At 32.8% G+C, this 23,083-nt stretch carries 21 protein-coding genes and 1 pseudogene; 8 read left to right on the plus strand and 14 right to left on the minus strand.

Annotated features, from left to right (window positions below; genetic code table 11):
• Positions 1–132: 132 nt before the first annotated feature.
• The 3 genes from ACYFX0_RS09145 to ACYFX0_RS09155 all read right to left on the minus strand — a co-directional run bounded on the left by ACYFX0_RS09145 (position 133) and on the right by ACYFX0_RS09155 (position 4,030).
• Positions 133–777: a hypothetical protein gene (locus tag ACYFX0_RS09145; RefSeq protein ID WP_106081508.1), complete on the minus strand. Its 645-nt coding sequence runs from the start codon at positions 775–777 to the stop codon at positions 133–135.
• 125 nt (positions 778–902) lie between these two features.
• On the minus strand, positions 903–2,636 hold the full coding sequence (locus ACYFX0_RS09150) for an S-layer homology domain-containing protein (protein WP_106103899.1): 1,734 nt from the start codon (positions 2,634–2,636) through the stop codon (positions 903–905).
• A gap of 1,112 nt (positions 2,637–3,748) precedes the next feature.
• Positions 3,749–4,030, minus strand: coding sequence for an LCI fold-containing protein (locus ACYFX0_RS09155; protein ID WP_000473837.1), 282 nt, complete (start codon positions 4,028–4,030; stop codon positions 3,749–3,751).
• 415 nt (positions 4,031–4,445) lie between these two features.
• Between ACYFX0_RS09155 and ACYFX0_RS09160 the strand changes: the two genes are divergently transcribed.
• Complete coding sequence (locus ACYFX0_RS09160) at positions 4,446–5,339, plus strand: helix-turn-helix domain-containing protein (protein WP_086398423.1); 894 nt, start codon at positions 4,446–4,448, stop codon at positions 5,337–5,339.
• A 660-nt stretch (positions 5,340–5,999) separates the two neighbouring features.
• Here ACYFX0_RS09160 and ACYFX0_RS09165 read toward each other — a convergent pair.
• The 3 genes from ACYFX0_RS09165 to ACYFX0_RS09175 form a co-directional block, all read right to left on the minus strand.
• A complete protein-coding gene (locus tag ACYFX0_RS09165; RefSeq protein ID WP_106103900.1) occupies positions 6,000–6,389 on the minus strand; it encodes a hypothetical protein in 390 nt (129 codons plus the stop codon).
• Between the two features lie 268 nt (positions 6,390–6,657).
• Positions 6,658–6,786 carry a hypothetical protein gene (locus ACYFX0_RS09170; RefSeq protein ID WP_000737532.1) on the minus strand — a complete coding sequence of 43 codons (129 nt, stop codon included), beginning with the start codon at positions 6,784–6,786 and terminating at the stop codon, positions 6,658–6,660.
• The gene (locus tag ACYFX0_RS09175; RefSeq protein WP_106103901.1) at positions 6,786–7,901 is read right to left on the minus strand and encodes a response regulator aspartate phosphatase; all 1,116 of its coding nucleotides are present in this window, start codon (positions 7,899–7,901) and stop codon (positions 6,786–6,788) included. The genes ACYFX0_RS09170 and ACYFX0_RS09175 overlap by 1 nt, the downstream gene beginning before the upstream one ends.
• Before the next feature lie 803 nt (positions 7,902–8,704).
• Between ACYFX0_RS09175 and ACYFX0_RS09180 the strand changes: the two genes are divergently transcribed.
• The gene (locus ACYFX0_RS09180) at positions 8,705–9,163 is read left to right on the plus strand and encodes a hypothetical protein (protein ID WP_000464470.1); all 459 of its coding nucleotides are present in this window, start codon (positions 8,705–8,707) and stop codon (positions 9,161–9,163) included.
• Positions 9,164–9,284: 121 nt separating this feature from the next.
• On the opposite strand, the pseudogene ACYFX0_RS09185 reads toward ACYFX0_RS09180, so the two are convergent.
• Positions 9,285–9,485: pseudogene (locus ACYFX0_RS09185) on the minus strand (hypothetical protein); the annotation flags it as partial.
• A gap of 211 nt (positions 9,486–9,696) precedes the next feature.
• Entirely contained in the window at positions 9,697–11,448 is a 1,752-nt protein-coding gene (gene dhaK / locus ACYFX0_RS09190) for a dihydroxyacetone kinase subunit DhaK (RefSeq protein WP_460270302.1), read from the minus strand.
• Positions 11,449–11,626: 178 nt separating this feature from the next.
• On the opposite strand from dhaK, the gene dhaS reads away from it, so the two are divergent.
• Both dhaS and dhaQ read left to right on the plus strand, forming a co-directional pair.
• On the plus strand, positions 11,627–12,193 hold the full coding sequence (gene dhaS / locus ACYFX0_RS09195) for a dihydroxyacetone kinase transcriptional activator DhaS (RefSeq protein ID WP_000204218.1): 567 nt from the start codon (positions 11,627–11,629) through the stop codon (positions 12,191–12,193).
• A gap of 19 nt (positions 12,194–12,212) precedes the next feature.
• Positions 12,213–13,211 (plus strand): DhaKLM operon coactivator DhaQ, encoded by a 999-nt coding sequence (gene dhaQ, locus ACYFX0_RS09200; protein ID WP_016078008.1) that lies wholly within the window; start codon positions 12,213–12,215, stop codon positions 13,209–13,211.
• A 99-nt stretch (positions 13,212–13,310) separates the two neighbouring features.
• Here the strand turns inward: dhaQ and ACYFX0_RS09205 are convergent, their stop codons facing one another.
• The 4 genes from ACYFX0_RS09205 to ACYFX0_RS09220 form a co-directional block, all read right to left on the minus strand.
• Positions 13,311–13,949, minus strand: coding sequence for a VanZ family protein (locus ACYFX0_RS09205; protein WP_000556870.1), 639 nt, complete (start codon positions 13,947–13,949; stop codon positions 13,311–13,313).
• Positions 13,950–14,262: 313 nt separating this feature from the next.
• A complete protein-coding gene (locus ACYFX0_RS09210) occupies positions 14,263–14,634 on the minus strand; it encodes an ATP synthase subunit I (RefSeq protein ID WP_460270305.1) in 372 nt (123 codons plus the stop codon).
• 39 nt (positions 14,635–14,673) lie between these two features.
• Entirely contained in the window at positions 14,674–15,258 is a 585-nt protein-coding gene (gene pssA / locus ACYFX0_RS09215) for a CDP-diacylglycerol--serine O-phosphatidyltransferase (protein ID WP_136983621.1), read from the minus strand.
• Positions 15,251–15,709: a MarR family winged helix-turn-helix transcriptional regulator gene (locus tag ACYFX0_RS09220; protein ID WP_460270306.1), complete on the minus strand. Its 459-nt coding sequence runs from the start codon at positions 15,707–15,709 to the stop codon at positions 15,251–15,253. The genes pssA and ACYFX0_RS09220 overlap by 8 nt, the downstream gene beginning before the upstream one ends.
• Positions 15,710–16,136: 427 nt before the next feature.
• Between ACYFX0_RS09220 and ACYFX0_RS09225 the strand changes: the two genes are divergently transcribed.
• The 3 genes from ACYFX0_RS09225 to ACYFX0_RS09235 all read left to right on the plus strand — a co-directional run bounded on the left by ACYFX0_RS09225 (position 16,137) and on the right by ACYFX0_RS09235 (position 19,465).
• Entirely contained in the window at positions 16,137–16,373 is a 237-nt protein-coding gene (locus tag ACYFX0_RS09225) for a YmzC family protein (RefSeq protein WP_106081511.1), read from the plus strand.
• Between the two features lie 610 nt (positions 16,374–16,983).
• Positions 16,984–17,550 carry a TetR/AcrR family transcriptional regulator gene (locus tag ACYFX0_RS09230; RefSeq protein ID WP_001072299.1) on the plus strand — a complete coding sequence of 189 codons (567 nt, stop codon included), beginning with the start codon at positions 16,984–16,986 and terminating at the stop codon, positions 17,548–17,550.
• Positions 17,551–17,608: 58 nt separating this feature from the next.
• On the plus strand, positions 17,609–19,465 hold the full coding sequence (locus ACYFX0_RS09235) for an alpha/beta fold hydrolase (RefSeq protein WP_109139996.1): 1,857 nt from the start codon (positions 17,609–17,611) through the stop codon (positions 19,463–19,465).
• Between the two features lie 382 nt (positions 19,466–19,847).
• On the opposite strand, the gene ACYFX0_RS09240 is transcribed toward ACYFX0_RS09235, so the two are convergent.
• Together ACYFX0_RS09240 and ACYFX0_RS09245 are read right to left on the minus strand one after the other, a co-directional pair.
• Entirely contained in the window at positions 19,848–20,402 is a 555-nt protein-coding gene (locus ACYFX0_RS09240; RefSeq protein ID WP_000368838.1) for an HPP family protein, read from the minus strand.
• Positions 20,403–20,525: 123 nt separating this feature from the next.
• Positions 20,526–21,110, minus strand: coding sequence for a CGNR zinc finger domain-containing protein (locus ACYFX0_RS09245; RefSeq protein ID WP_460270310.1), 585 nt, complete (start codon positions 21,108–21,110; stop codon positions 20,526–20,528).
• 494 nt (positions 21,111–21,604) lie between these two features.
• On the opposite strand from ACYFX0_RS09245, the gene ACYFX0_RS09250 reads away from it, so the two are divergent.
• Complete coding sequence (locus tag ACYFX0_RS09250) at positions 21,605–23,014, plus strand: alpha/beta hydrolase family protein (protein WP_106081514.1); 1,410 nt, start codon at positions 21,605–21,607, stop codon at positions 23,012–23,014.
• Positions 23,015–23,083: the final 69 nt, after the last annotated feature.

A 23,083-nucleotide genomic window follows, 5' to 3' on the forward strand; every position in this document is an offset into this window, starting at 1 on the left:
ACTATATAGCCAAACTATATAGTTGAACTGTATAGTTAAATTTTATACAGTCAGACTGTATATGTCAAATATAGGAATAACTTTATAACCCAAAACAAAAACGCTACCTTTTTAAAAGATAGCGTTTTTGTTTTACCCTTGCTTATTCTTCGCCTTCATTTGCTCTTCATAAACAAACTTCGCGGTCATAAAGTCGTTAGAAAAATCTTTCAATGCATTCTTCATTACATTTAATTCTTCTTGTGATTTAATTTCAATACTGTTTAAGAAATCAAATGCTTTTGATTGTTCCTCCGCAACAAAGTTTTGTGTCATATAATCATCTTGGAAGTCTTTCTTCGCCTTTTCTTTTACTTTATTCATTGCCTCTGTTTTGTTTATGCTTTTCATTGGATTTTCGAATGCTCCAGTAGGTTGTTCTGGTTTTGGCTCTTCTTTCTTTTCCGGCTGTTGCGCTGGTGCTGGTTGTTGTGGTTCCTGCTTTGGTTGTTCTTGTTGAACCGGCTGCTGCGCTACTTGTTGCTCTTTTTTCGCTAACTCATCTTTTAACTTCTTCACTTGCTCATCAAGAGATTTTTTTTCAGTTTCTAACACACTCATATCACTTTTCAACTTTTGCGTTTCTTCAAAATGTTCATCTACTAATTTATTATATTCTTTCTCAGAGCACATTTTTTCACTGGTTGATGTCGTTTTCTCTTTCATAACAACTACATTAATAATTACAAAAAAAGCTACAATTCCTATTAACGCAGCGGAAATCTTCTTTTTGTTCATGATTAATCCTCCAAAATGTAAAATTTAAAAAATTATCATAACAGACCAATTCGCTTTCAACTGTCATATTTTGTCGAATCAATATAATAAAAAAAAGCATCTGAAACAGATGCTTTTTCTCATTCTTAATACGTAAACGTAATCGTCACTAAAGAATACCCTTCTTTCGCATTGTAAGGCTCCGCTTTATAAGAAACTCGGTTTGCCCCTTGCGGATAATCGATTTCGCCAATTACCTTTTTCACATCTTGCAGTGCACCATTCATTGATTGCTTGTACAGCACTTCAATTTTCTCTGGTTTTGCACTATAACGCTGCTGCATTTTATTTTTTAATTCGGTATAGTTGTTTACGATATATTCATTTCCTAAATAGTTTAACTTTGTATCTTTTAATATTTGCTGATATGCAGGCGTTTTCGTACTACCTGCCGCAATTTTGTTTGTCAGTGTACTATAATAATTTGTTGTAGCTTGCGGATAGTCTCCGCGGTTCCACTCATGATTTCTTGCGATTTGTTCATCTGATAAATTGAAATACGAATACGTTACGCGGCCCTGTTCATCTGGAACCGGATCATCGAATGTTGTATCAAGGTGATACCATTTATTTTCGATTTTCACTAAATTCCAAGCATGAGGTTGTCCGTCCCCAGTTCCTGTCACGAAATGATTTTCAATTCCTGCTTCTTTTAATAATTGATAAGTTAATAGTGCGTAACCTTGGCAAACCGCAGAACGATTTACTAGTGCTTCATATGCTGTGTAAGCTTTATAAGACGTATCATAAGAAACATGTTTTACTACGTAATCATGAATCGCCTTCACTTTTTCGTGATCATCCATTCCAACTTGAGTAATAGAAGAAACGATTGCTTTCGCTTGTTTCATGACATATTCCGTCTGTTCTTTCGTTTCACGATATGTAATCTTAAGCGTAAATGTATAATTTCCAGGTGATCCAGAAAGTCCATATGAAACATTCGATCTATTATTATTTGTATACTCATTTTTACTTGCAACTTCTTTATATGCGTTAAAAAGTGTATTCATCACTTCGTTTGTATTATTGTTTTTCGTTTTATATGGAAGTGTAATATTTGTCTCGTATGTATTAATACGCTTTTGTACTTCCCCTTTAAACGCTGTTAATAATGCCGCATCTCCTGTATCTTTCACATCGGCATTTTTATATTTTAAAGTTTTATATAAAAACTGCGCATACTGTTCACGTGTTACTGTGCCATACGGTTCAAAATTCCCGTTCCCTGTGCCATCTGCGATTCCATTTGACTGCACTGCACTAATTGCGTTTTCTGCCCAAAATGGATTTGGAACATCCTTAAAGGTATGTTTTTGTTTTGCCGCAAGATGGAAAGCATTTGTAAGAATTTGTGCCATTTCCGCACGACTCACAGAAGCTTTCGGTCTAAATTGGCCATTTTCATCACCTTTAAAAACTCCTAAATTCGTTAAAGTTAATACCTCTTCTGGAAACATTGTAGAACTTTGATTAATATCACCGTAAGGATTTTTAAACGTAGACCCATCCTTTAATACGTAACGAGTTCCATCATTACTAAACGAACCGCCTTGTTTATTCGGTACTAACACTCGATAAATTAAAGCCGCAACTTGCTCCCTTGTCGCAACATCTCCAAAACCAAATATCCCATTTCCATAACCTGAAATAATATTTTTACTCGCTAAATCTTTAATCGCAGGATATGACCAATGTGATGTCGGCACATCAGAAAAAACACCCACTTCAGCAGCTTTTACATCGCTGCCATTTGTATATAACAACGCACCACCAATAAGTGATAGTGATGTAATTGATTTTAATAGTTTTGTGTACATAATTTCTTCTCCCAATATGTTCTCTATTTTTGTTGGTTTATGTCGAAAAATCTAAAAATATGACAAAATATATTATACAATTAAAAGTTTTTGAGGGATATATCGAATTTTAAAATATGCAAAAATTCATATTGTTATAAGGATTCATAGTGATATTATGTTGTTTTACTTGCGAATATACAAATAAAAAAACGCTCATCTGAGCGTTTCATCTATATACCTAATAATTACTTTTTCTACACTTCGAACTCTTCGGTAATAATCCTTTAATCTAACAACTCTTTATTCTCCAATATTTCTTCAGCCCGATGGCCCTCCATGCGTATATTGTATAACACTTGTTGTATTAACCTTTGATTGGTCTGTTGAAACATTTCATCCATTTAGAAATAGTTCTATTGAATTTTTCACCACTAGCCATAAAAATATCTTATAATCTTTATATGATAAATTATTGTATTAGGAGTAGATAAAATGCCAGTTACACTCGAACTTATTCTTTTCATTCTTATAGCAATTAGTGCTGTTGGCTATTTAATAAAAGAATTTCAAAAAACTAGGAAACGAACACTTGGAATTTCACTAGAATTTTTAATTCTTTTCTGGTCAATATGGAGAATATCAACTATCATAATCTAATTTATAAAACATGAATTCCTTTGAATAAAACTCAATATTATGTCCATAATGTTGATAGGCTGTATGCCAGAATCCATTTAGTCTTCTCTGTATCTCCTTGTATTAAGCAGTTAGCCTTTGCTAGCTGCTTAATACAAGGAAATATTTTTTATTTAAATTAACTATTTTGTTCACTTTTTTGATACATTTACGAAACATTCATATGTTACGTTATATAAGTCCTTTTTTAAATCATATTCATTCTAGAAAAAAGTCCTAGTCCCCCTAGGGCTTTTTTCATTCAAATAAAGAGTTTTATTGTTTCTCAATAACCGCAACTATTTAATGTGGTAAAATAATAATTGGATTGGCATCCAATACCATATTACGATGGATCAAATCGCAAGAAGGCACCTTAGGGTGTCTTTTTTATAGAAAATCAGTTTAAAAACTAAAAATAAAAGAACCTCAATAAATGAGGTTCAAAAAATCTACTATTTTAAATTACCTTCGTAAAAAGCAACTCCATTTTGAACATGTTTTAAATACCACGTAATCGTCCCGCCACAAACATTTTCATTAAAACTATTAGCATATACTCCATTTGAGTAATAAAGAGTTCTTTTGAACTTACCGTTAGAATACTCATAAGGAATTGAGCATGTTGCTTGTTTCGGAGAGCTCACAGCTTTTTGCGTATCAGCTGAAGCTGCCCCAATTCCTCCTGTTAATGCAATACCTGTTGCCAATAGCCCTACTACTAATTTCTTGAACATAATAAATCCCCCTTTAATAGTTTTTATAACTTACAACTTAAATGTATCACTTTTGTAATTTATGTAAATATCTTGAATATGTAGAAATATTTATTTAATTATTGGTAATATTAGGATTTTATTTTATCAAATGGAAAATAGAGGGATTAGGAAGGTTTGTAAAAATCCATACTAAGTAAACTAAATATCACGATATATCATTAATGGGCTGATCCAAAATTTTTTCTGATTGGAAAACTATAGTCTCATATATCAATTGCGAGGATACCTTAAGGTATCTTTTTTGTACATATAAAAGTCTCAGCATCTTATTCCTTTAAAACAATAATTGCAACTATATTAATTTTACATTACATTAAGGTTAGGGAATATTCTTATATTAATAAAGTGAAAGTGCTAAATAGTAGGTGGAAGAATGGAATTTAACGATTTGGGTATTACCATTAAAGAACTTAGAATCAAAAAAAATATATCACAATCCGAATTATGTCATGGAATATGTTCACAAAGTCAAATTAGCAAGATTGAAAAAGGTATGATTTATCCATCTAGTATATTGCTATATCAATTATCAGAAAGACTTGGTATTGATCCAAATAATATATTTGCACTAACTCAAAATAAAAGATTAAAATATGTAGAAAATGTAAAATACGTAATAAAAGATTGCTTAAAGCAAAAACAATATAAAGAACTTTATGAAATAGTGAAAAAAGAGAAAAACTTAAATAATTTTCAAACAAAAGAAGAGAAACAATTTCTAATATGGCATGAAGCAATTGCTATATTTATAGTGGATAAATCATTAAAAACTGCTTTAGATTTTTTAAATAATGCATTAAAACTGACTTTAACTAATTCTGATTTTTTATCAGAAAGAGAAATAGATATTATGCAAACAATGGCTATATTTTATGCGGAAAATAAAGAATATGAAAAAAGTATTAATATATTAAAAAGATGTTTAAGTAATTTTAATAAGTTAGATTTTCCTAGAGATAAAGAAATTAAGTTGAAAATCATGTTAAATTTAGCAAAATCTTTGGACTTCACATATCAACATGAAGAGGCAATAAAATACATTGATAAGGGCATCAAATTAGCAATTAATCTAAATACGTTATACCTATTAGGTGAACTCTTCTATTTAAAAGGTCAGTTTTTATTAAAAATTAAACAACATAATGTAGAAGATGTTATTTATAACTGGAAAAAAGCATTATTTATATTTGAACTAACAGAAAAAGAATATTATACAAAAATGCTACCAGATGAACTTATTGAATTACAAAATAAAAAACACTCATAATTTCGTAAAAACTACTTACAAATCCCACAGAAAAAATCCCTATAGCTTTTAAACTTAGAACGATAATATTAAAATAATTTAAGTCGGCAGAATGCTCCTTTTGGTATCTTTTCTTTATTTTTACAAGTACCTACTCAATTAATTCTTCAAAACATAATAGGAAACATTGTTTTATTTATCCTATTTTCATTCATGCTATATATAAAATTCGTTAATAAACCCACCTCAAATACTAGTTCCTTTTATAAGTCGTTTTTTGATGTAGCTGATATTATTCTCAATACAATAGAATTAATTATTGGAACATATTTAGCAATATATATCAAAAAACAATAATAAGAAGATCCCTTCCACCTTAAGGTAGAAGGGATCTTCTTATTTCTATTTCAAACTACTCGCAATCTCCGTAAAGATAACCCCAAGTGCGTCAACAAGCGTTTTTTCACCAACTACCGCTCCTCTACCGAACGATCTTTCACCGATAGATTGTATGCCTTGAAGTGCTGCTTGCTACATTTCAGCGAACTCTTTCACTGTTAGCTCACGTTTTTCGCCTGCTGCATTTACGGGCAGCCCGTTAATACGGGATAAATGTTAAATCAACTCCTATTTAACATTTCAATTCAGATATACGACCGTAAAGAATACATCATCACGGTGTCAGTAAGCAAAAGTGTATTCTGCATTTCTGAAAACAGTAGATGGCAGATTATGCCCTACTGAATCTGCTAAGAAAGAATATACAAGAACATCCTTAACATCCTCTTTATTTCCACTAATGATGACATCAAGGAAATCTTCTACTTGAAATTCTGGAGTAAACAACACAATCTTAGTTGTTCTGTTTGGTTCTAAAGAAACAAAAGTACGAGAGATTTCAACTAATTCATTTTGAGTTGGGAAAAAAGTGTTTCGGCTTCTCTTAACAGTTACCGTTACATTACTAGTATGGCAGCGTGAATCATTGTTTAACATAATGTTGAGAGCAGTTGGAATAATCCCATTTTCAGAAACTGGAACTCGAAACACCCCAGTAGATTTATGAGCCATATAATCACATCCTTTCAAAATAAAATATATTTACAATATATTAGATGCAAAAAACGTACATTTTGATATGGACAAATTATATGATTAATATATCTATAATAACCCTCGGTATTACTAAGCTAATGTTTTAAAAGATTAACAAATAATTACCTCTGCAAATTTAGAAAATATCTACACTTTTTACAAACATTATTACAATTAGATAAACTAAAGCAATATCCTATTAACAAAGGGACTCCATAATTGGAGTCCCTTTGTTAATTAGCAATTAAAAATGATCAGCATGTGAGTATTGTATAATTTCTTCCTTTTTTAGAGCATGTTGTGTATCACCTGTATTGTTACTAAATGATAATGCTATCACTAATCCTAACGCCGCTAATACAAGCTTCTTCATTATTTTAACGCCCCTTTGCTTAGTAATTTTTGTTTCGCTTCGTAACATACATCGAAATAATCACTAACTTTTTCATGCTTATTCAATTTGCGGAAGCGAACCGCTAATACTTCTGCATATTCTTCTACGTAATCCCATAAATCCTGCTTTTCGAAGTAAGAAATACTTTTTTTCACTTCTTCTTCTAAGAGTTCAATTGCTTCATCTTCATTAAGAGAACGTAAAATATTGAAATGATATACATACTCCTCATTCCCTAATTCTATACAAACTGCTAATCCTTTTTCAATAAGTTCTTTTGCAATATTTGTTTCTCTTAGCTTATAGTGTTCACGTGCTTGTAAGAACAATGCTTTAAAATGAATCGGATTCTTCTCTGTCACTTCTGATAAATGACGAATCGCTAATGTAGATAAGTTTTGAGTTGCATATAATAATCCTAAATTATGCCTTACTACTAAAATCAATTTTTCTTCATTATGTTTTTGCAAAAGGTCAATGGAACGATTCAAATGTTCTTCCGCTTTTTCAAATTGCTTTAAGAATATACAAGCTGTCCCTAGTGTGTTTTCGCAAGAAGCAACTTTCACCTCATATCCAGCATGCCTTTCAAAGATTTCTTTCGCCTTATTTGCGTATTCAATAGATATTAGCATACTAGACATATGATGATTTAACACTGCATATTTTTGATAAAACTCTGCATGCTCTAGTTCGTCAGAAATATGTTCTAATAGGCTCTCAGCTTCTTCATATTTCCTTCTAGATTCATTATAGTTACTAAACATTAAAGCATGTTCTGCTTTAAAAGAATGATAGTAATAAGCTGTGAGTGTATCTGTCGATTCATCAATTGTATCAATTGCTTCAAAACTATCTTTTCCAATACTTACTCGATCAGTTAGCATTCTATATTTTAGGTCTAGTAAAGAATAATATAATAATAAATTTTGATTTTGATTTTCTTTTTCTTCTGCATTTTTAATCTGTTCAATTTTTTCATCTATTTCTTTCTTTAATTCAGTTGCTTTTATAATTTGCTGTGACAACATCATTTGATAAAAATCATTAAGCTGTTGCATAACTGCTTCATGCATTAAAATATTTGTGCTCATATCACTACGTCCTCCTCAACCACTTCTATTTACCTAAATATTACCATGATTCCGTAAATTATATAACAATTCGCCCCGCAATTATAAATTGATAAAAAAATAACAGAATATTCTAAATTAAAGAGGGATTGGCTGACATATGGTTACTGTATAAAAAATAAAAAACTTATGATATTTGATCTTATTTATGGTTCGTTACAAAGTTTTCTAAGTTAATATAAACTCTAGAAAAAATGAATAAAGATCACCAAAAATGAGTTATCTTTAATCCGAACAATAATTATAATCGTTATAAAAATTCTCATTATTGTTAATAATAAAATATTTTGATATTCCATTTTTCCTAAAAGTGTACTATACTGTAAATTGCTGAGGGACATATTTTAGTATTTTATGGTAACTATTCAATTTGTTAGGTTATTATTAGTATTATGGTAACGAAAACCTTATATTTCCCCTTGAAGATAAAGCATTAGCAGCAATCACATCGAAATATCATAATAATAATTATGTTCTTAACAATATCAAGGAGTTTTAATTCAGAAAATTCTAATCATTAACTGATATAAAGTGCTAAATAAAATATTTAGACAATTGAAGTCCAACAATGATTAGAAGATATATATATTAGAAAAGGAATTTTGGGAGATCTTATCCTATATAACTAATACATATAGCTTTGTATCTTTAAATCAATAAATTTTTCGATAAGCTAGTTAATAGATTATTGAATTTAATCTTTTGATAGAGTTAAAAAAATCAACTTTATATTCTAATTTAAAAATTACTAGGTGGTGTCGGTAGTGTTTGAGTACCTTTTAGTTAAAGCTTTATTTACTATTTTCTTAATTAGCCTAATCGTGCTAATCAGTGTAATATGGACTAAAATAGAAAAAATTCTGGACGAGACTTTATTTAAAAACGTTTCTGAAAAAACCAGATATGTAGTAACTATGATAATTATTATGGTGGGAGAATTTGTTCTCATAGTCATTACTTCATTAAATTGGAAAGCTTCAATTATTGACACACTCTTTTTTGGTAGTATTATTTTGTTCTGCTGTATATGGCTAATACCTTATTTTGTTAATCAACAACAAAACGTCGCTAAAGTTATGGATAAGCATTTTAGTGGAGGGGTAGATTTAGGTGAAATTCAAGTTCATCGTGCGAAACTTTCTGCATTTAATTTAGGAAGTATTGTATTTTCTATAGTGGGAATCATTATACCTATTTGTTATTATTTTAAATACTTTTTATAACGGTTTATTGGTACTGTTGCAAATTTTTTTAAGATATAGTAATAGGTGAGATTACAGATATTTATGTAGAAACAACTTAGATGTATAAGACAATCCATTTGAGCGAAAACAGTAAAATACCCTACAAGTAAAAAATGATACTCATTTCCAAAATCTTAAACTTGGCTGCCGCTATTTCTTCCTGAGCTGATACATTAGTACGTTTAGCATCGTGAATCTCCCTGACCATCTTCTTCATAAGATTATCATCCCTTAGCTCTAACTTCTTTTCTATCTTTTTTTCCCGTTCCTTCATATCTTCCATTATTAATTTATTCCTTTTGAAGTACTTTTTATCAATTGAGAAATTTTCCAAAACACAATTAAACAACCTAAACTCCCTATTTATAGGAACTCACGTTGCTTCTTTTAAAACTATTATCTTAGTATTTATAAACATACATATCTTTACAGAGAAAACATCTAACGAAACTATATATCAATCAATTATATAAAAACCCCTCCACCTTAAGGCAGAGGGGATTTTCTCATTCCTATTTCAAACTACCCGCAATCTCCATAAAGATAACTCCAAGTGCATGTGCACCTGCATCTGGATAGCCTAAGCTTCTTTCACCAACTGTACCGGCGCGGCCCATGCGAGCTACGATTTCTTTCGTATACTCCGCTCCTTTAACTGCTGCTTCTGCTCCTTTTTCAAAAGCAGTTTTCATGTCTTCTTCGTTTGAAGCGCTATTTAACCAAGAGTCTACACATGGAGCAAGCGCGTCAACAAGTGTTTTGTCACCAACTACCGCTCCTCTACCAAATGATCTTTCTCCGATAGATTGTATACCTTGAAGTGCTGCTTGCAACATTTCAGCGAATTCTTTCACTGTTAGCTCACGTTTTTCTCCTGCTGCTTTGCTAGCTGCGCGGAATGCACCACCCCAAATTGGACCAGATGCGCCGCCGCAATGTTCCATAATAATCATTGAACAACCGTCAAGGAATGACCCAATCGTTACGTTCTCTTGATCTACAATAGAATGCCACTCACGTTTTAATTGCTTAAATCCTTTTGCCACACTCATTCCGAAGTCGCCGTCACCTGCGTGTGTATCTAACTCACAGAACGGTACTTCGTTTTTAATAATAACGTCGCTCATTTTATCAACGAGATAAATCATGTTGTTTAATGTAATAACATTATACTTAATAACAGCGTGCTCTTCCGCCGTTTCTATTTCAAAGGAAACTTCCTTCTCTTCTGTCTCTTCAAGCACATTCACGTACTCTACACTTTCAACTGGCCCATCTACTTTAAACGCTGGTGTATTACACTCTTTTGATAGTAATGTTTTTAACTCATCATCTAACTTCATCACTGTTAAAGACATGCCAGCCATATCGATACTTGTCATATAGTTACCGACGAATACTCTATTGATTTTAATGTTTCTAGCAGCTAATTCTCTCGTCACTGCGTTGTTAAATAAGTAAAGTTCTTGCAGTGGTGTTCCGCCAAAACCGTTAACTAGAAGTGCGATTTCCTCGCCATCTTTTACTCCTAAATCTTTTACAAGATCATTTGTCATACGGTTAGCTAGTTCATCTGCTGACAGCATTTTTTCACGCTTAATTCCTGGTTCGCCGTGAATACCTACGCCGTATTCCATTTCATCTTCCGCAAGTGTGAAAGTAGGTGATCCGCTCGCTGGAACTGTACAAGAAGTTAACGCTAAACCGATTGTGCGCACGTTAGCCGCTGCTTTTTCCGCTACAGCTTTCACCGCTCCTAAATCCATACCTTCTTCCGCTGCTGCGCCGGCAATTTTATGAACTAAAATAACTCCCGCAACGCCGCGGCGTCCTACTGTATATAGGCTATCTTCTACCGCAATATCATCATCCACTTTTACGTAGTCGACTTCAATTCCATCTTCCGTCGCTAAATGAGCTCCGTTTTTGAAATTCATAATATCGCCGCTGTAATTTTTAATAATTAATAACGTTCCTTTTTTACTAGCTGTCTCTTTAATCGCTTGATACACCTGAATTTGTGAAGGCGAAGCAAACACATCTCCGCACACCGCCGCATCTAACATCCCTTTTCCGACTAATCCTGCATGTGCCGGCTCATGACCACTACCGCCGCCACTAATTAACGTTACTTTATTTTCATTCATTTCTTTCTTCTTAATCACTTTATATTTTTTCAAAAGTTCAAGCTCTGGATGAGCCATAACCATTCCGTTACACATTTCCATTACTAATGTTTCTGGTTTGTTTATAATCTTTTTCATTGTAGTTCTCCCTCAATTCCTTTAATATATTGTGATATATTTGAAATCTTCTTCTTACTACTCATGTTAAAATGAAAGCGTTTTATAGTAAACGGACAAAATGGACAATCTGTCTAAAGACACCGCTCTCATTTATAGATAGGATTTTTATATTAATAACATTCTAGGGATGATTCAGATGACCTCTTCTATAATTTCTAAAAAGATAATCGCGAACTCATTGAAATATTTAATGGAAACAGAGTCGTTTCATAAAATATCAGTGAGCGATATTATGTTACACTGTCAAATGCGTAGGCAAACTTTTTATTATCATTTTAAAGATAAATTTGAACTATTAAGCTGGATTTATAGAGAAGAAACGAAGGAAAACATTATCGACTTTCTCGACTATGAAACATGGGAAAATATTTTCGATTTATTATTTGATTACTTTTACGAAAATCAAAAATTTTACCGAAATGCTTTTAAAGTCATTGAACAAAACTCGTTTAATCACTATTTATTTGAGCACACGAAAAACTTATATATGAAGATTATTGATGAACTATCCGTGAACTGTGGCTTAACTCTTTCTATTGAAACGAAAAATACGATTGCCTCCTTTTATAGTCACGGCTTCGTTGGAACGATAAAAGATTGGATTGAAAGCAAGTGCGAAGTAAATCCATCCATTATGTCTTCTCTCATGAAAAATATGATAAACAATCAATTACTACTATTACTGGAGCAGTCAGCAAAGTAATTAAAGGGTGGCAAAAGCAATGAAAAAGATTATGAATGATGTACAAAATATTGTTCAAGATATGATGCATGGCTTTTATTTTGAACATAACGACAAAGTAAATTACGACGAAACAAATAACATCATTTATGTAAAAGATATCCAAAAAATGAAGCAAGACGTCGCTATTATAAGCGGCGGTGGTAGCGGACATGAGCCTGCTGATATTGGCTATGTAGGAAAAGGAATGCTTACAGCGGCCGTAAACGGCAGCATTTTCACTCCGCCTACAGTAGAACAAATTATAATGGCAACTCGCCTTATGCCGAAAGATAAAAGTATTTTATTCATCATTAAAAACTTTAAAGATGACGTTGAAAACTTTCTAGCGGCAAAGCAAATTGCTAAAGAAGAAGGAAGAAAAATTGACCACATCATCGTAAATGACGACGTTTCAATTGAAGATGATGTTTCCTTTAATAAAAGAAGACGCGGCGTCGCTGGTACTGTTTTCATTCAAAAAATACTTGGTGCAGCCGCTCTTGAAGGACATTCTTTAGAAGAACTGACTGCACTCGGCCGTTCTATCACTGAAAACTTACACACATTAGGAGTCGCCCTTTCACCTGCCAACGATCCAGTGAAAGGACAAGCTTCATTCACATTAAACGAAGATGAAGTCTTTTACGGCGTCGGTATTCACGGTGAAAAAGGTTACCGCAAAGAATCGCTGTCCTCTTCTGAAATATTAGCGATTGAACTGATGAACAAACTAAAAAGCATTTATCGCTGGAGAAAAGGCGACAACTTCGCCATCCTTATTAACGGACTCGGTGCGACACCATTAATGGAACAATACATTTTCGCAAACGACATTCGCCGTTTGTGTGAACTTGAAGGATTGCAAGTTACATTCGTAAAGGTTGGTACGCTGTTGACTTCTTTAGATATGAAGGGTGTTTCGCTTAGTTTGCTTAAAGTAGAGGACTTGGATTGGGTGAAGTGGTTGAAGGCGGATGTTAGAGTGGGTAATTGGTAAGTAAAAATTATGATGATAAAAGCCTTTAACTATAACGTGTTAAAGGCTTTTTGCAAATTGAAATATCGTACAGGCGTTAACAAGAAATTCTTAATCACCTCACTGAATAATTACAGGTCTTCCAAATAAAGCTGGATAATAAATTAACATCGCACCTACAAATGAACACACTAAACAAAAAACAGCCTCGTATTTTATGACTAGAGAAGAATTCGTATCAAACTTTTTTTCATCTCTTTTACATATCATTTTAAATAAAACGCTATATAATAAATACCCAATAATCGCCCCGAGGGTGTTCGTAAATAAATCATCAATATCTGTAATTCTATTATTTAGTAATTGATTTAACTCAATTGCCAATGAAAAAAAGAATCCCGCGCATACGGTGTTTTTCATTTTTTTAAACTGCGGCCAAATAGTCGGCAATAAAAAACCTAATGGCATAAACAGTACGATGTTCAAAAGATACGTAGTACTACCCGCCGTATCAAATAGAGTCAAATTGATTTGATTTACACGAATCCACGTTTCATATCTACTTATATCCCATACAGTCGCAATCTGCGTCACCTTATACACTAGCGAAAGATAGAATAGAAAAATATATACCCATAGAAAATGCCGAATAGATATGTTTCTTTTCGCTTTAAAATAAAATCCAATTTGAAACATAATACAAAACATAATAGTAAAAAAATAAGTATATAAATAACTCATCAAAACTCCTGTATGCATGTGGAATCCCCTAACTTTACATTTTCATCTATTATTTTAGAACATAGTTCAAGAACTGGTACTTTGTTCATATATTTAATCTTCTACTTTGTCTTCGAATATAGGGAATATATTAAAAATATAAAATCCCCACTTCTTCATTTTCAGTCTCCTCCTTGATGTAACTTGTTTATAGGATAGGAAAAACTTTTAAAATAAAAAGTGGGGTAAATATAAAATTTTTCTTAAATCTTATGTTGGGTTTAATTATTGCTCTTCTTAATAATCCGCTATTCATTGTTAGGCAACAGTATGCTTAAACTTAGTTTTCACTCTATTCCTTCGCATCCCTCATACTGTAATACCCCAAATTAATAATAATCAAGAAATACCCACCCATAATTCCAGCTGCAAATGTCCACATGAATTCATGATGTTCAATTTCATACATAATAATCGCGCCAAGTATGGCCGCTGCGAACCGATTTATCATTCCGAGCATCGGTGCTTTTTCTTTTTTTACAATGCTATCTCCGAACTTTTCAATACGCCTTCCTAAAATCCAGGCGCAGTACATACTCACCAAAAGGCCAATGCTTATCCCGACAAACTTGGCTGAAAAAGGTGTCACGAGCCATCCCAATAACATTACGCCTAGCAAACAATACATTTGTATGTTGAATGATCTTAATGCCATACGAATCATGTTATTCTCCTTTATCTTTCTCATTGTAGTTCCGTATCATCAATCCAATCTTCCAAGCTTCAAGCTTTCAGCTATATCTTTTTTAAAATGAGGGAATTTGATTTTGCTCACCATTAAATAAGCGAGTACGCATGTACCAAACGCCACGGAAACTGGATTCTTTAAAAAACATAAAATAAGGAGACACATTGCCGCGAATGGAATCGGCATTCCGATAAATGTCGGGAGTTTGCTTTGCTGTGTGTTAAATCTCGCAAGCCGAAGCATTCCGCAAATACTATAAGCGAGCGCGCATATCATCCCGATAGACTGCAAATCTTTTAACGAGGCATTATATGCAAGAATAGATGGTGCCACACCAAAAGTAACTAAATCCGCAAATGAGTCCAACTCTCCACCAATTTCTGAAACACAATCAAGTTTCCGAGCGACCATGCCATCAAACAAATCAAGGACCATACCTGTAATAATGAACATAACTGCACCGTACATATCGTCAACGAAAACAGCATGAATAGCCAAAAGCCCACACACAAAATTTGCTATCGTAATCATATTTGGTATGTAACTCATCACATGCTTCCCCTCCTTTCTACTAATTGCTTCATCTAAGTTCTTACTCATTACAATCAAGATCCTTCTGCTTTTCTTCCAATATTACTTTATTTATTTTCGTTAACGTCTCTGTCATTTGCTCTAGGGCATTTATATCGATTTTAGAAAAGTATTTCTCAATTAATACATCATCTAACTCAGACAACCGCTCTATATACTTACTACCGTTTGGACCAAGTGTAAGAAAATACTCCCTTTTATTATTAGGGTTTACTTGTTTTGAAATCATCTTCTGTTTCTCCAATTTCGATAAAACTTGGCTAACGGCACTTTTGGATACATTAAAGGTAGTCGCAATGTGATTTGCTGTCGTGTTTTCATTTAAATTAATATGAAATAGCATGCTCTCTTGCTGTCCTGTAAGACCGAACTCATCTTTTAACTCCTGAAATAGTAAAATGTAGAATTCATTATAAGCTCGGTTCATTTCATTAATTACTTCTTTATATGATCTCGTCATAGCGTCCTTCCTCCAGTCGCGCTTTTATATAGTTTAGTTCAGTTAACTAAACTATATTATACCTTTATGTTCGTGTAAAGGGAAATATAGCTCCGTACTTTATTCACAATGAAAAAAGAAGACACTCTTCTAAAACAAGTTTAGTCGCTTCTGTCTCACTGCTTCCTTCATCCAAATACTCGGCAAATCGTTCTGAATAATCAAAAAGAAAATCAATTAAATTCCATATAGACCCATTACTGGTTAAAATGTTATAATGGAATTACCCTACATAGTTACTCATAGCCAGACTGAGGAACTAGCGTCTTATTAAGTAATGCGCATAACTAAAATAAAAAAGACACTTTACGGTGTCTTTTTTATTTATATTCATTGCAATTATCTCTTTTATAAACAGACTCTATCAAACAGTAAAGGAAACTAACAGATGGAACATCCTGTTGCAAGAGAACTACGTTTCATACGTGTATACCTCATCATTTTGATTATTGTCATCGCGTTTTGGGACCGGGAGAAAACTGTGGAAATTACTGATCACGGTAGCGATCCTATCTTAAATACCAGCAATATGACCCAAGTTGGTGAGTATACATTTGCATACAAAGACGAATCTAATCAAATTAAAATATTTAAGTTTAATCCAGATACAAATGAAATAAAGTGAAACTTTAATCAGCGGGGGTTTTGTTTATCCCCCACTGATTATTAGCCTTCACCAATCGGGCTTTTACGGGCAGCCCGCCCCCCCACCTAACTTCTTTGCTTTCGCTGAATTTTGAGGTGGGGGTCTTACTGCCCATTAATGCAGCATAAAACTAATAAAAGAGTTTTATGCTAACGAATATGAACTACATACAATAAATAATTCAAATCAATAAAAGGCACTTTAGGGTGTTTTTTCTTTATGGAGTAGGATTATGAAAAGACAGATTTACAATTCTAAGCGACTCGTTGGTACTACCCCATCACCATCAAGCTAATATTTTCATATCCCCTTAAATTAAAATTTTCTTTCTCTACAGATAGTTATTCTGAGAAGCTGCTCATTTTTTCGTTTTGGGGGCATTTCTTTTTCTTAAGTTGATGGGCATATATGGTGACCCCTATTAGACGATAGTAAATTAACAATTTCGGGGTTCAGTTCAACTTTATTCAAAATAAGATTTTTTTTGCAGTAAAATCAATGTTAGTGGAAATTTTTTAAAAATTAACATAAATACTTGCAATATTTAAATTAGTACTATATAGTTCTAGTTATGACAAAGGTAAAATTAATGAATCAAAAACGTGTGATTGAAGTAGCTGCAACATTATTTTTAGAAAAAGGGTTTGCTTATACAAGTATGGATGAATTAGTACGTGTAAGCAAAGTTTCAAAGTCTAATGTGTATTATCACTTTTCTAATAAGGAACAATTATTAGAAGGGGTCGTTGATTATTGGATTGAAATGTATCAATCTGCAATTGATGACGTACTTTCTCAGAACCAATTTTTAGTTGAAGATCGTATCCAACTGTTTTTAAAGCAATTATCACAAGGAGTTCAGTCGAGAGAGTATAAGGGGAGCTGTCCATTTATTACTCTTTATATTCAAAGTCCTACACAGGCCACGCAAATAAAAGAAAAAATAGGTCTTTTTTTTACAGGATTACAAGAGAAAGTTTCTCTATTACTTAAACAAGGGGTAGAGAATGGAGAATTCAGAAATACGATTCATATTGATGAGGTTGCATCACTTTTTATTACAAATCTTGAGGGAGCGTTATTTATTTCAGAAACATTGAAAGATGCAACTGTAATCACGAAAACAGCAGATCATTTTTTTAAATTGCTTCGATAAAAGAAGCTTTTTTTTTACATCAAATTAGTACTAATTAGTACTACAAAGGGGATTTTATATGAGAACAGTATTTTTAACTGGTGGAACAGGCTTTATTGGAAAGCAATTAGTGAAAGAATTAGCCAAAGAGGATGTTAAAATTCTTCTTTTAGTAAGGTCGAAAAGTAAAGCAATACGCCTTTTTCAAGAAAGAGGCATCTTAAAAAAGAAAGTTATGCACTTTATTGAAGGTGATTTGACGAAAATAGATTTAGGTCTAAGTGCTGAAGATAAGGAGAGGGTATTGAAAACGGATGTGATTATTCACGCAGGAGGCCCCATGGATATTCAAGCGACAAGTAAAGAGGCAGCTTCCGTATTTTTAAATGGCGCCAAACATATTAGTGAATTAGCTAAAAGTATTCATCAATTGAAGGGCTTGCAACAATTTATTCATGTTGTAGGTTATATGAGTCCCTTTGATGATAAAAATAGCAAGATTGCAATTGATGTGTTTACAGAAGGAAACAATTATTTAAAAATAAAAAATCCATATGAGAGAACAAAATTTTTAGCAGATCTCTATATCCGTCAGCAGGCATCCGCAGTAGGTTATCCGCTTTCTGTAATTAATCCGCCAACTGTAGTCGGTAGTAGTAAAACAGGGAGTACAGAGCAGATAGCAGGATTAGGTTTGCTTGTGATGAGTATGCGAAGAGGGCTCATGCCAATGATTCCTGGAGGTAAGGGATATAGGTTACCACTTATTTCAAACGATGAGCTTGCGAAGTTTATTATGCAGGTTTTCAGATTGGAGCAACCGACTATTCAAACATATACACTTGTTGAAGACAAACAGTACGATCAGAACATTGCTGAATTATTAAATATTATGTCGGAAAGTATGAATATGAGGGCACCAAAAATCTCTGTTCCAATGCCACTTATGAAAGCAATTATGAATAGTGGAGTAAGTAAAATAACAAAAATTCCTTCTGATGGATTGAATTTTATTACAAAACAAAATTTCCCAAATGTTTCAGCGAAAAAAATTATGGGAGGAGATTGGTTTAAGAAGACGAGTGTAATAAAATTTTTGCCTGCCGTAGTAGCTGATCTGGATTATCGAATGATGTATCAAAATGGCCAGCATAATCATTTATTTAAACGAACATTATGCGATAACACTACCCTTTACCAATTACAAGGAGAGGGTAAACCGTTTATTTTATTACATGGTTTATTGAGTGATGGAGAAGATTTATTTCCTTTAGCACAAGAGCTTCATGAAAAAACTGGCCAACCTATATGGATCTTGGATCTTCCAGGTTTGGGACGTTCTCCTTTTAAACGAGAGAAAAATCTTCTAGATATCTATTTGAATGTAGTGAAAAAGTTATTGGAGAAAGCTACGAATGGTGCACATTTAATTGGCCATTCATTCGGTGCGTTTATTCTTCTGGAAGCATTGGTACAAGAGTACATAGATAAGAAGTATGCAATCACTTTACTTCAGCCACCTGTTGCTAAAAAAAATGCTAAATCACTAAATGTTCCTCAATTTATGAACAAATGGACATTAAAATTAGCAACTACTAATTTGATAGAGCGTTATTTATTAAGTAATGGTTTGTTTGAAAGTATGGAGAGCATCCCTGAACATTATATTGAAAAGATAAGTAACAGTTTTACTTCTCCTAGAATTTTAAATACTACGGTTCAGCTTAACAGTTTACTACTGAAAAACGATCAAGGTGATTTCAATGAAGTAACAAAGTATAATCTTCACATTATTTGGGGGGATTATGACAGAGCCTATTCTGCTCCATCGCATCTTGGTAAGGTTGATTTTGTTCCATATGGCCATCATTTTCCTCTTAGCCATCCGAGTGAAACGGCAACATTAGTAATAAAAAATAGTAATACTAGCAGATGAGAGTGTGGGATAAATAAAAAGTGTGTAGTAAAATCGTTGTGTCTTTGAAATAAAATCGTACTGTTTTGGGTCCCACCCTATGCCCATCAACTTCAAGATTTTATAACACCCCAAAACGAAAAAATGAGATTTTTATTACAAGTAAGCACAATTTTTCGTTCTGAGGGGTAAAATAATATTCGGATGGGAGTCCAATACATATTATTAAAATTAAGATGGTTCAAGTCAGTGGAAGGCGCATTAAGGTGTCTTTTCTCTTTAAATTAAAAAGTTTGAGACATGGAGTCTTTAGTCATAATTACGACTAAAGGCTTTTTTCTATAAAAAAATTAAAACATAGTAAAAACGACATACTTACTTAAATTGTTTTTCGCTTTATAAACTAAATCCAAAAAGTTGGATAGCTTCTTTTACTACTCATATTATTAATGAATAAAGCAATAACTACAATAACAACGGAGCCAATTAAAACTGGTGTTACTAAATAACTCCAACTATTTGCCCCTAAAATAACGATAATCGGATCGGCCCCTGCCGGAGGGTGCGTCGTTCTCGTTAACATCATAACGGCTATTGCCATCCCCACTGCTAAAGCAATTGTCCAATATTCATTCCCAAACAAATGATATATTGATAGACCAATGAAAGTTGAAATCAAATGTCCTCCAATAATATTACGCGGCTGAGATAATGGCGCATTCCAAACTCCAAACGCTAATACACAACTCGCCCCAAATGGAGCCATTAATAATTCTGTAGAGGTTATGCTCGTTAAATATGTTAAGGTAATAATTGTTAAAAATCCCCCTAGTAGTCCTGTTAAAGAGTCCTTTATATTTACTTGCAATGGACTTCTTCCTTTCCCTTTCATTTTTGTAAAATATCGTACACTTATTGGTTGAGGATCTTCTTGCTTAGTTGCTGTTATATTATCCATCGTTCTCCTCCTTTATTTACCAACAATTATAACTCGACATAACTAACCTGTAAATATTAATTTTAGAGGTTAGTTTTTAAAAAAAAAAAAAAAAAAAAGAATCAACTGTTATAAGTTGATTCTCTAGACTTCTTCAAATTTTTGATCCTGAAATTTTGCTACCTTTTTCCGGTTCCCACATATTTTCATAGAACACCATTTTCGTTTCCCACTCTTATCTATAAATAATAAAACACAGTCAGGATTTGAACACCTTTTAAGGAAAATAAGCTTATTTTCTGCTATTAACGTTAAAGCATCAAATGCAATTAACGATGCGAGTACATCCTCGATTTCTCCAACCGGGATAGATACTAGCTGCTGTTCAATGATTTTATATGTAAATGGTGCTTTCTCAATTTGTTTTTCTAAATACGTAACAAAATCATTGGAAATTTCGTGCTGATCAGCAATTACCTCAAACTGTTTTCTCAGTACTTCTCTTACCTCTAATATGCTAGATGTAACTTGATTCGTGCGCTCTTGAATCCTTATAAATGTTTTTTCATTCCAAAAAGGAAGACTAACCTTTATTACATGTAGCCATTCTAATACATCTTCATTTGTTATTAATAAATCATAACGTTGTCCACGCCTAACTAGCTCTGTATTTACTAAATCTAATGAGAGATTTCCAGATATAAGCGGGAATTGTTTTTTGTCCTGCATGTACTCATCACCTTCTCTTTAAATAATCATATTCCAAATTAATACAGAAGTGCAACTTTTTTATAAACTACAAAGTATGAAGATCCAAGCCTTTAGCCATAATTACGACTAAAGGCTTTTTGTAGATAAGTAAATGAAAAGGAGCTAATTTTATGGAACATAATAAAAATGGAGTGCTTGCTTTAATCGTTTTGTTTGTAGGACTAGCATTTTTTGTTATCGGTATGGTTTATCATTTATGGGGAACGGTTTAAAAATAAATAATAATTCATTTAAGAAAAAGTACTCGTATGAGTACTTTTTTTAATGTCATATAAAAACATTCTAAACTTACTTACTTACTTACTTACTTACTTACTTACTTACTTACTTACTTACTTACTTACTTACTTACTTACTTACTTACATGCATACAATCATCAATTATAGTTATATAATTGGGAAGATTGTAAATTATCAATCTATATCTATATTGATTAGGAAAGGAGCTAAAAATGTTAGAAATCATTTTTGTTGCTGTATTACTTTTATCTAGTATCATTCCCATCTTTATCAAACGGGGTTTGACGAAAAAAAATGGAGTCCTTTTACTAATAAATTATGCATTATTATTTGCCACCATTATTGTAATTGGTGCAAACTGGCGTATGATTCCCGCCTATTTCTTATTGTTCGTTTTAACATTACAAGTTTTTTTGAAACCAAAAACTACAGCCGTTTCTAAAAAGTTAGTGATGAAAGTTTTAAAAGGTTTAGGAATTATCGTAACTGCTATCGCAATGTTTACATTACCTTTACTTTTTCCGATCATAACACTCCCGGAGCCTACTGGAAAATATACAGTAGGAACGAAAGCTTTTCATTTAATTGATACAAATCGAAAAGAAACAACTGTACCAAATAGTCAGGGAAATCGTGAGTTAATGATACAAGTATACTATCCTGCCGCAAAAGGATCAGGGAAGCCTTCTGCCTATTTTGAGAACATAAACGAGCTGGCTGAACAATTGGCAGTAACAAACGGTGCTCCATATATCGTAACGACACATTTAGGGCTGACAAAAACACATTCTTATCAGAATGCTAAGCCACTTCAAGATAAAGAAAAATTCCCCCTCCTTTTATTCGGCCATGGGATGGGATTATATGGTCAACAAAATACATTCCAGTTAGAGGAATTAGCTAGTCAAGGCTATGTAGTAATCGCTCTTAATTTCACAGGATATGCAGCAACAACGATTTTCCCTAATGGAAACCGTATAGACTCTATACCAATTGAATATACACCTACCGCCTTAAATACCATAGTTCAAAAATGGGAACAGGATACTACTTTTGTTTTAAATGAAGTAATAGAAGGGAATTTCGATAAAAGTTTTAAAACTATTGCAGACTTAATTGACTATGACAAAATTGGAATGTTCGGTCACTCTTTTGGTGGAGCAACTGCCGCACAAATGTTAGTGAAGGATACGCGTATTAAAGCTGCAATTGATATGGATGGTGGATTGTATGGCGATCCAATGCCTAAAGACGGTCCTCAAAAACCATTCATGTTGATGAATGCTGAAGCTACGATTCATTTTATGAAAGAGGCTGAGAATCCAAAGACAACCGGAATCCAAAATGAATTATTGGAAATAGTCTATTTAAGAAATAAAACTATTGAAAAACCGGGCGTGTACACAGTGGTAATTCCAAAAACAAACCATACTAGTTTTACAGATTTAGCAGCATTTTCACCTATTATTAATGAACCTGGCGAAGATGTAGCCACAAACTACAAACTGATTAATAAACTAGTAACTAGCTTTTTCGATCAAACTTTAAAAGGCAAAAGCGAAAATCATTTAGAAGAAATTCAGAAACAACACCCTGAACTTCCTCTCATTAAACACAAATAACTATTTTCCTAGTTATGTAACCCCTCCTTATGTTTGAGGGGTTTCTACTTTAACACAATTATAAAAAGG

It is taken from the genome of Bacillus sp. NEAU-Y102 (genome assembly GCF_054788175.1).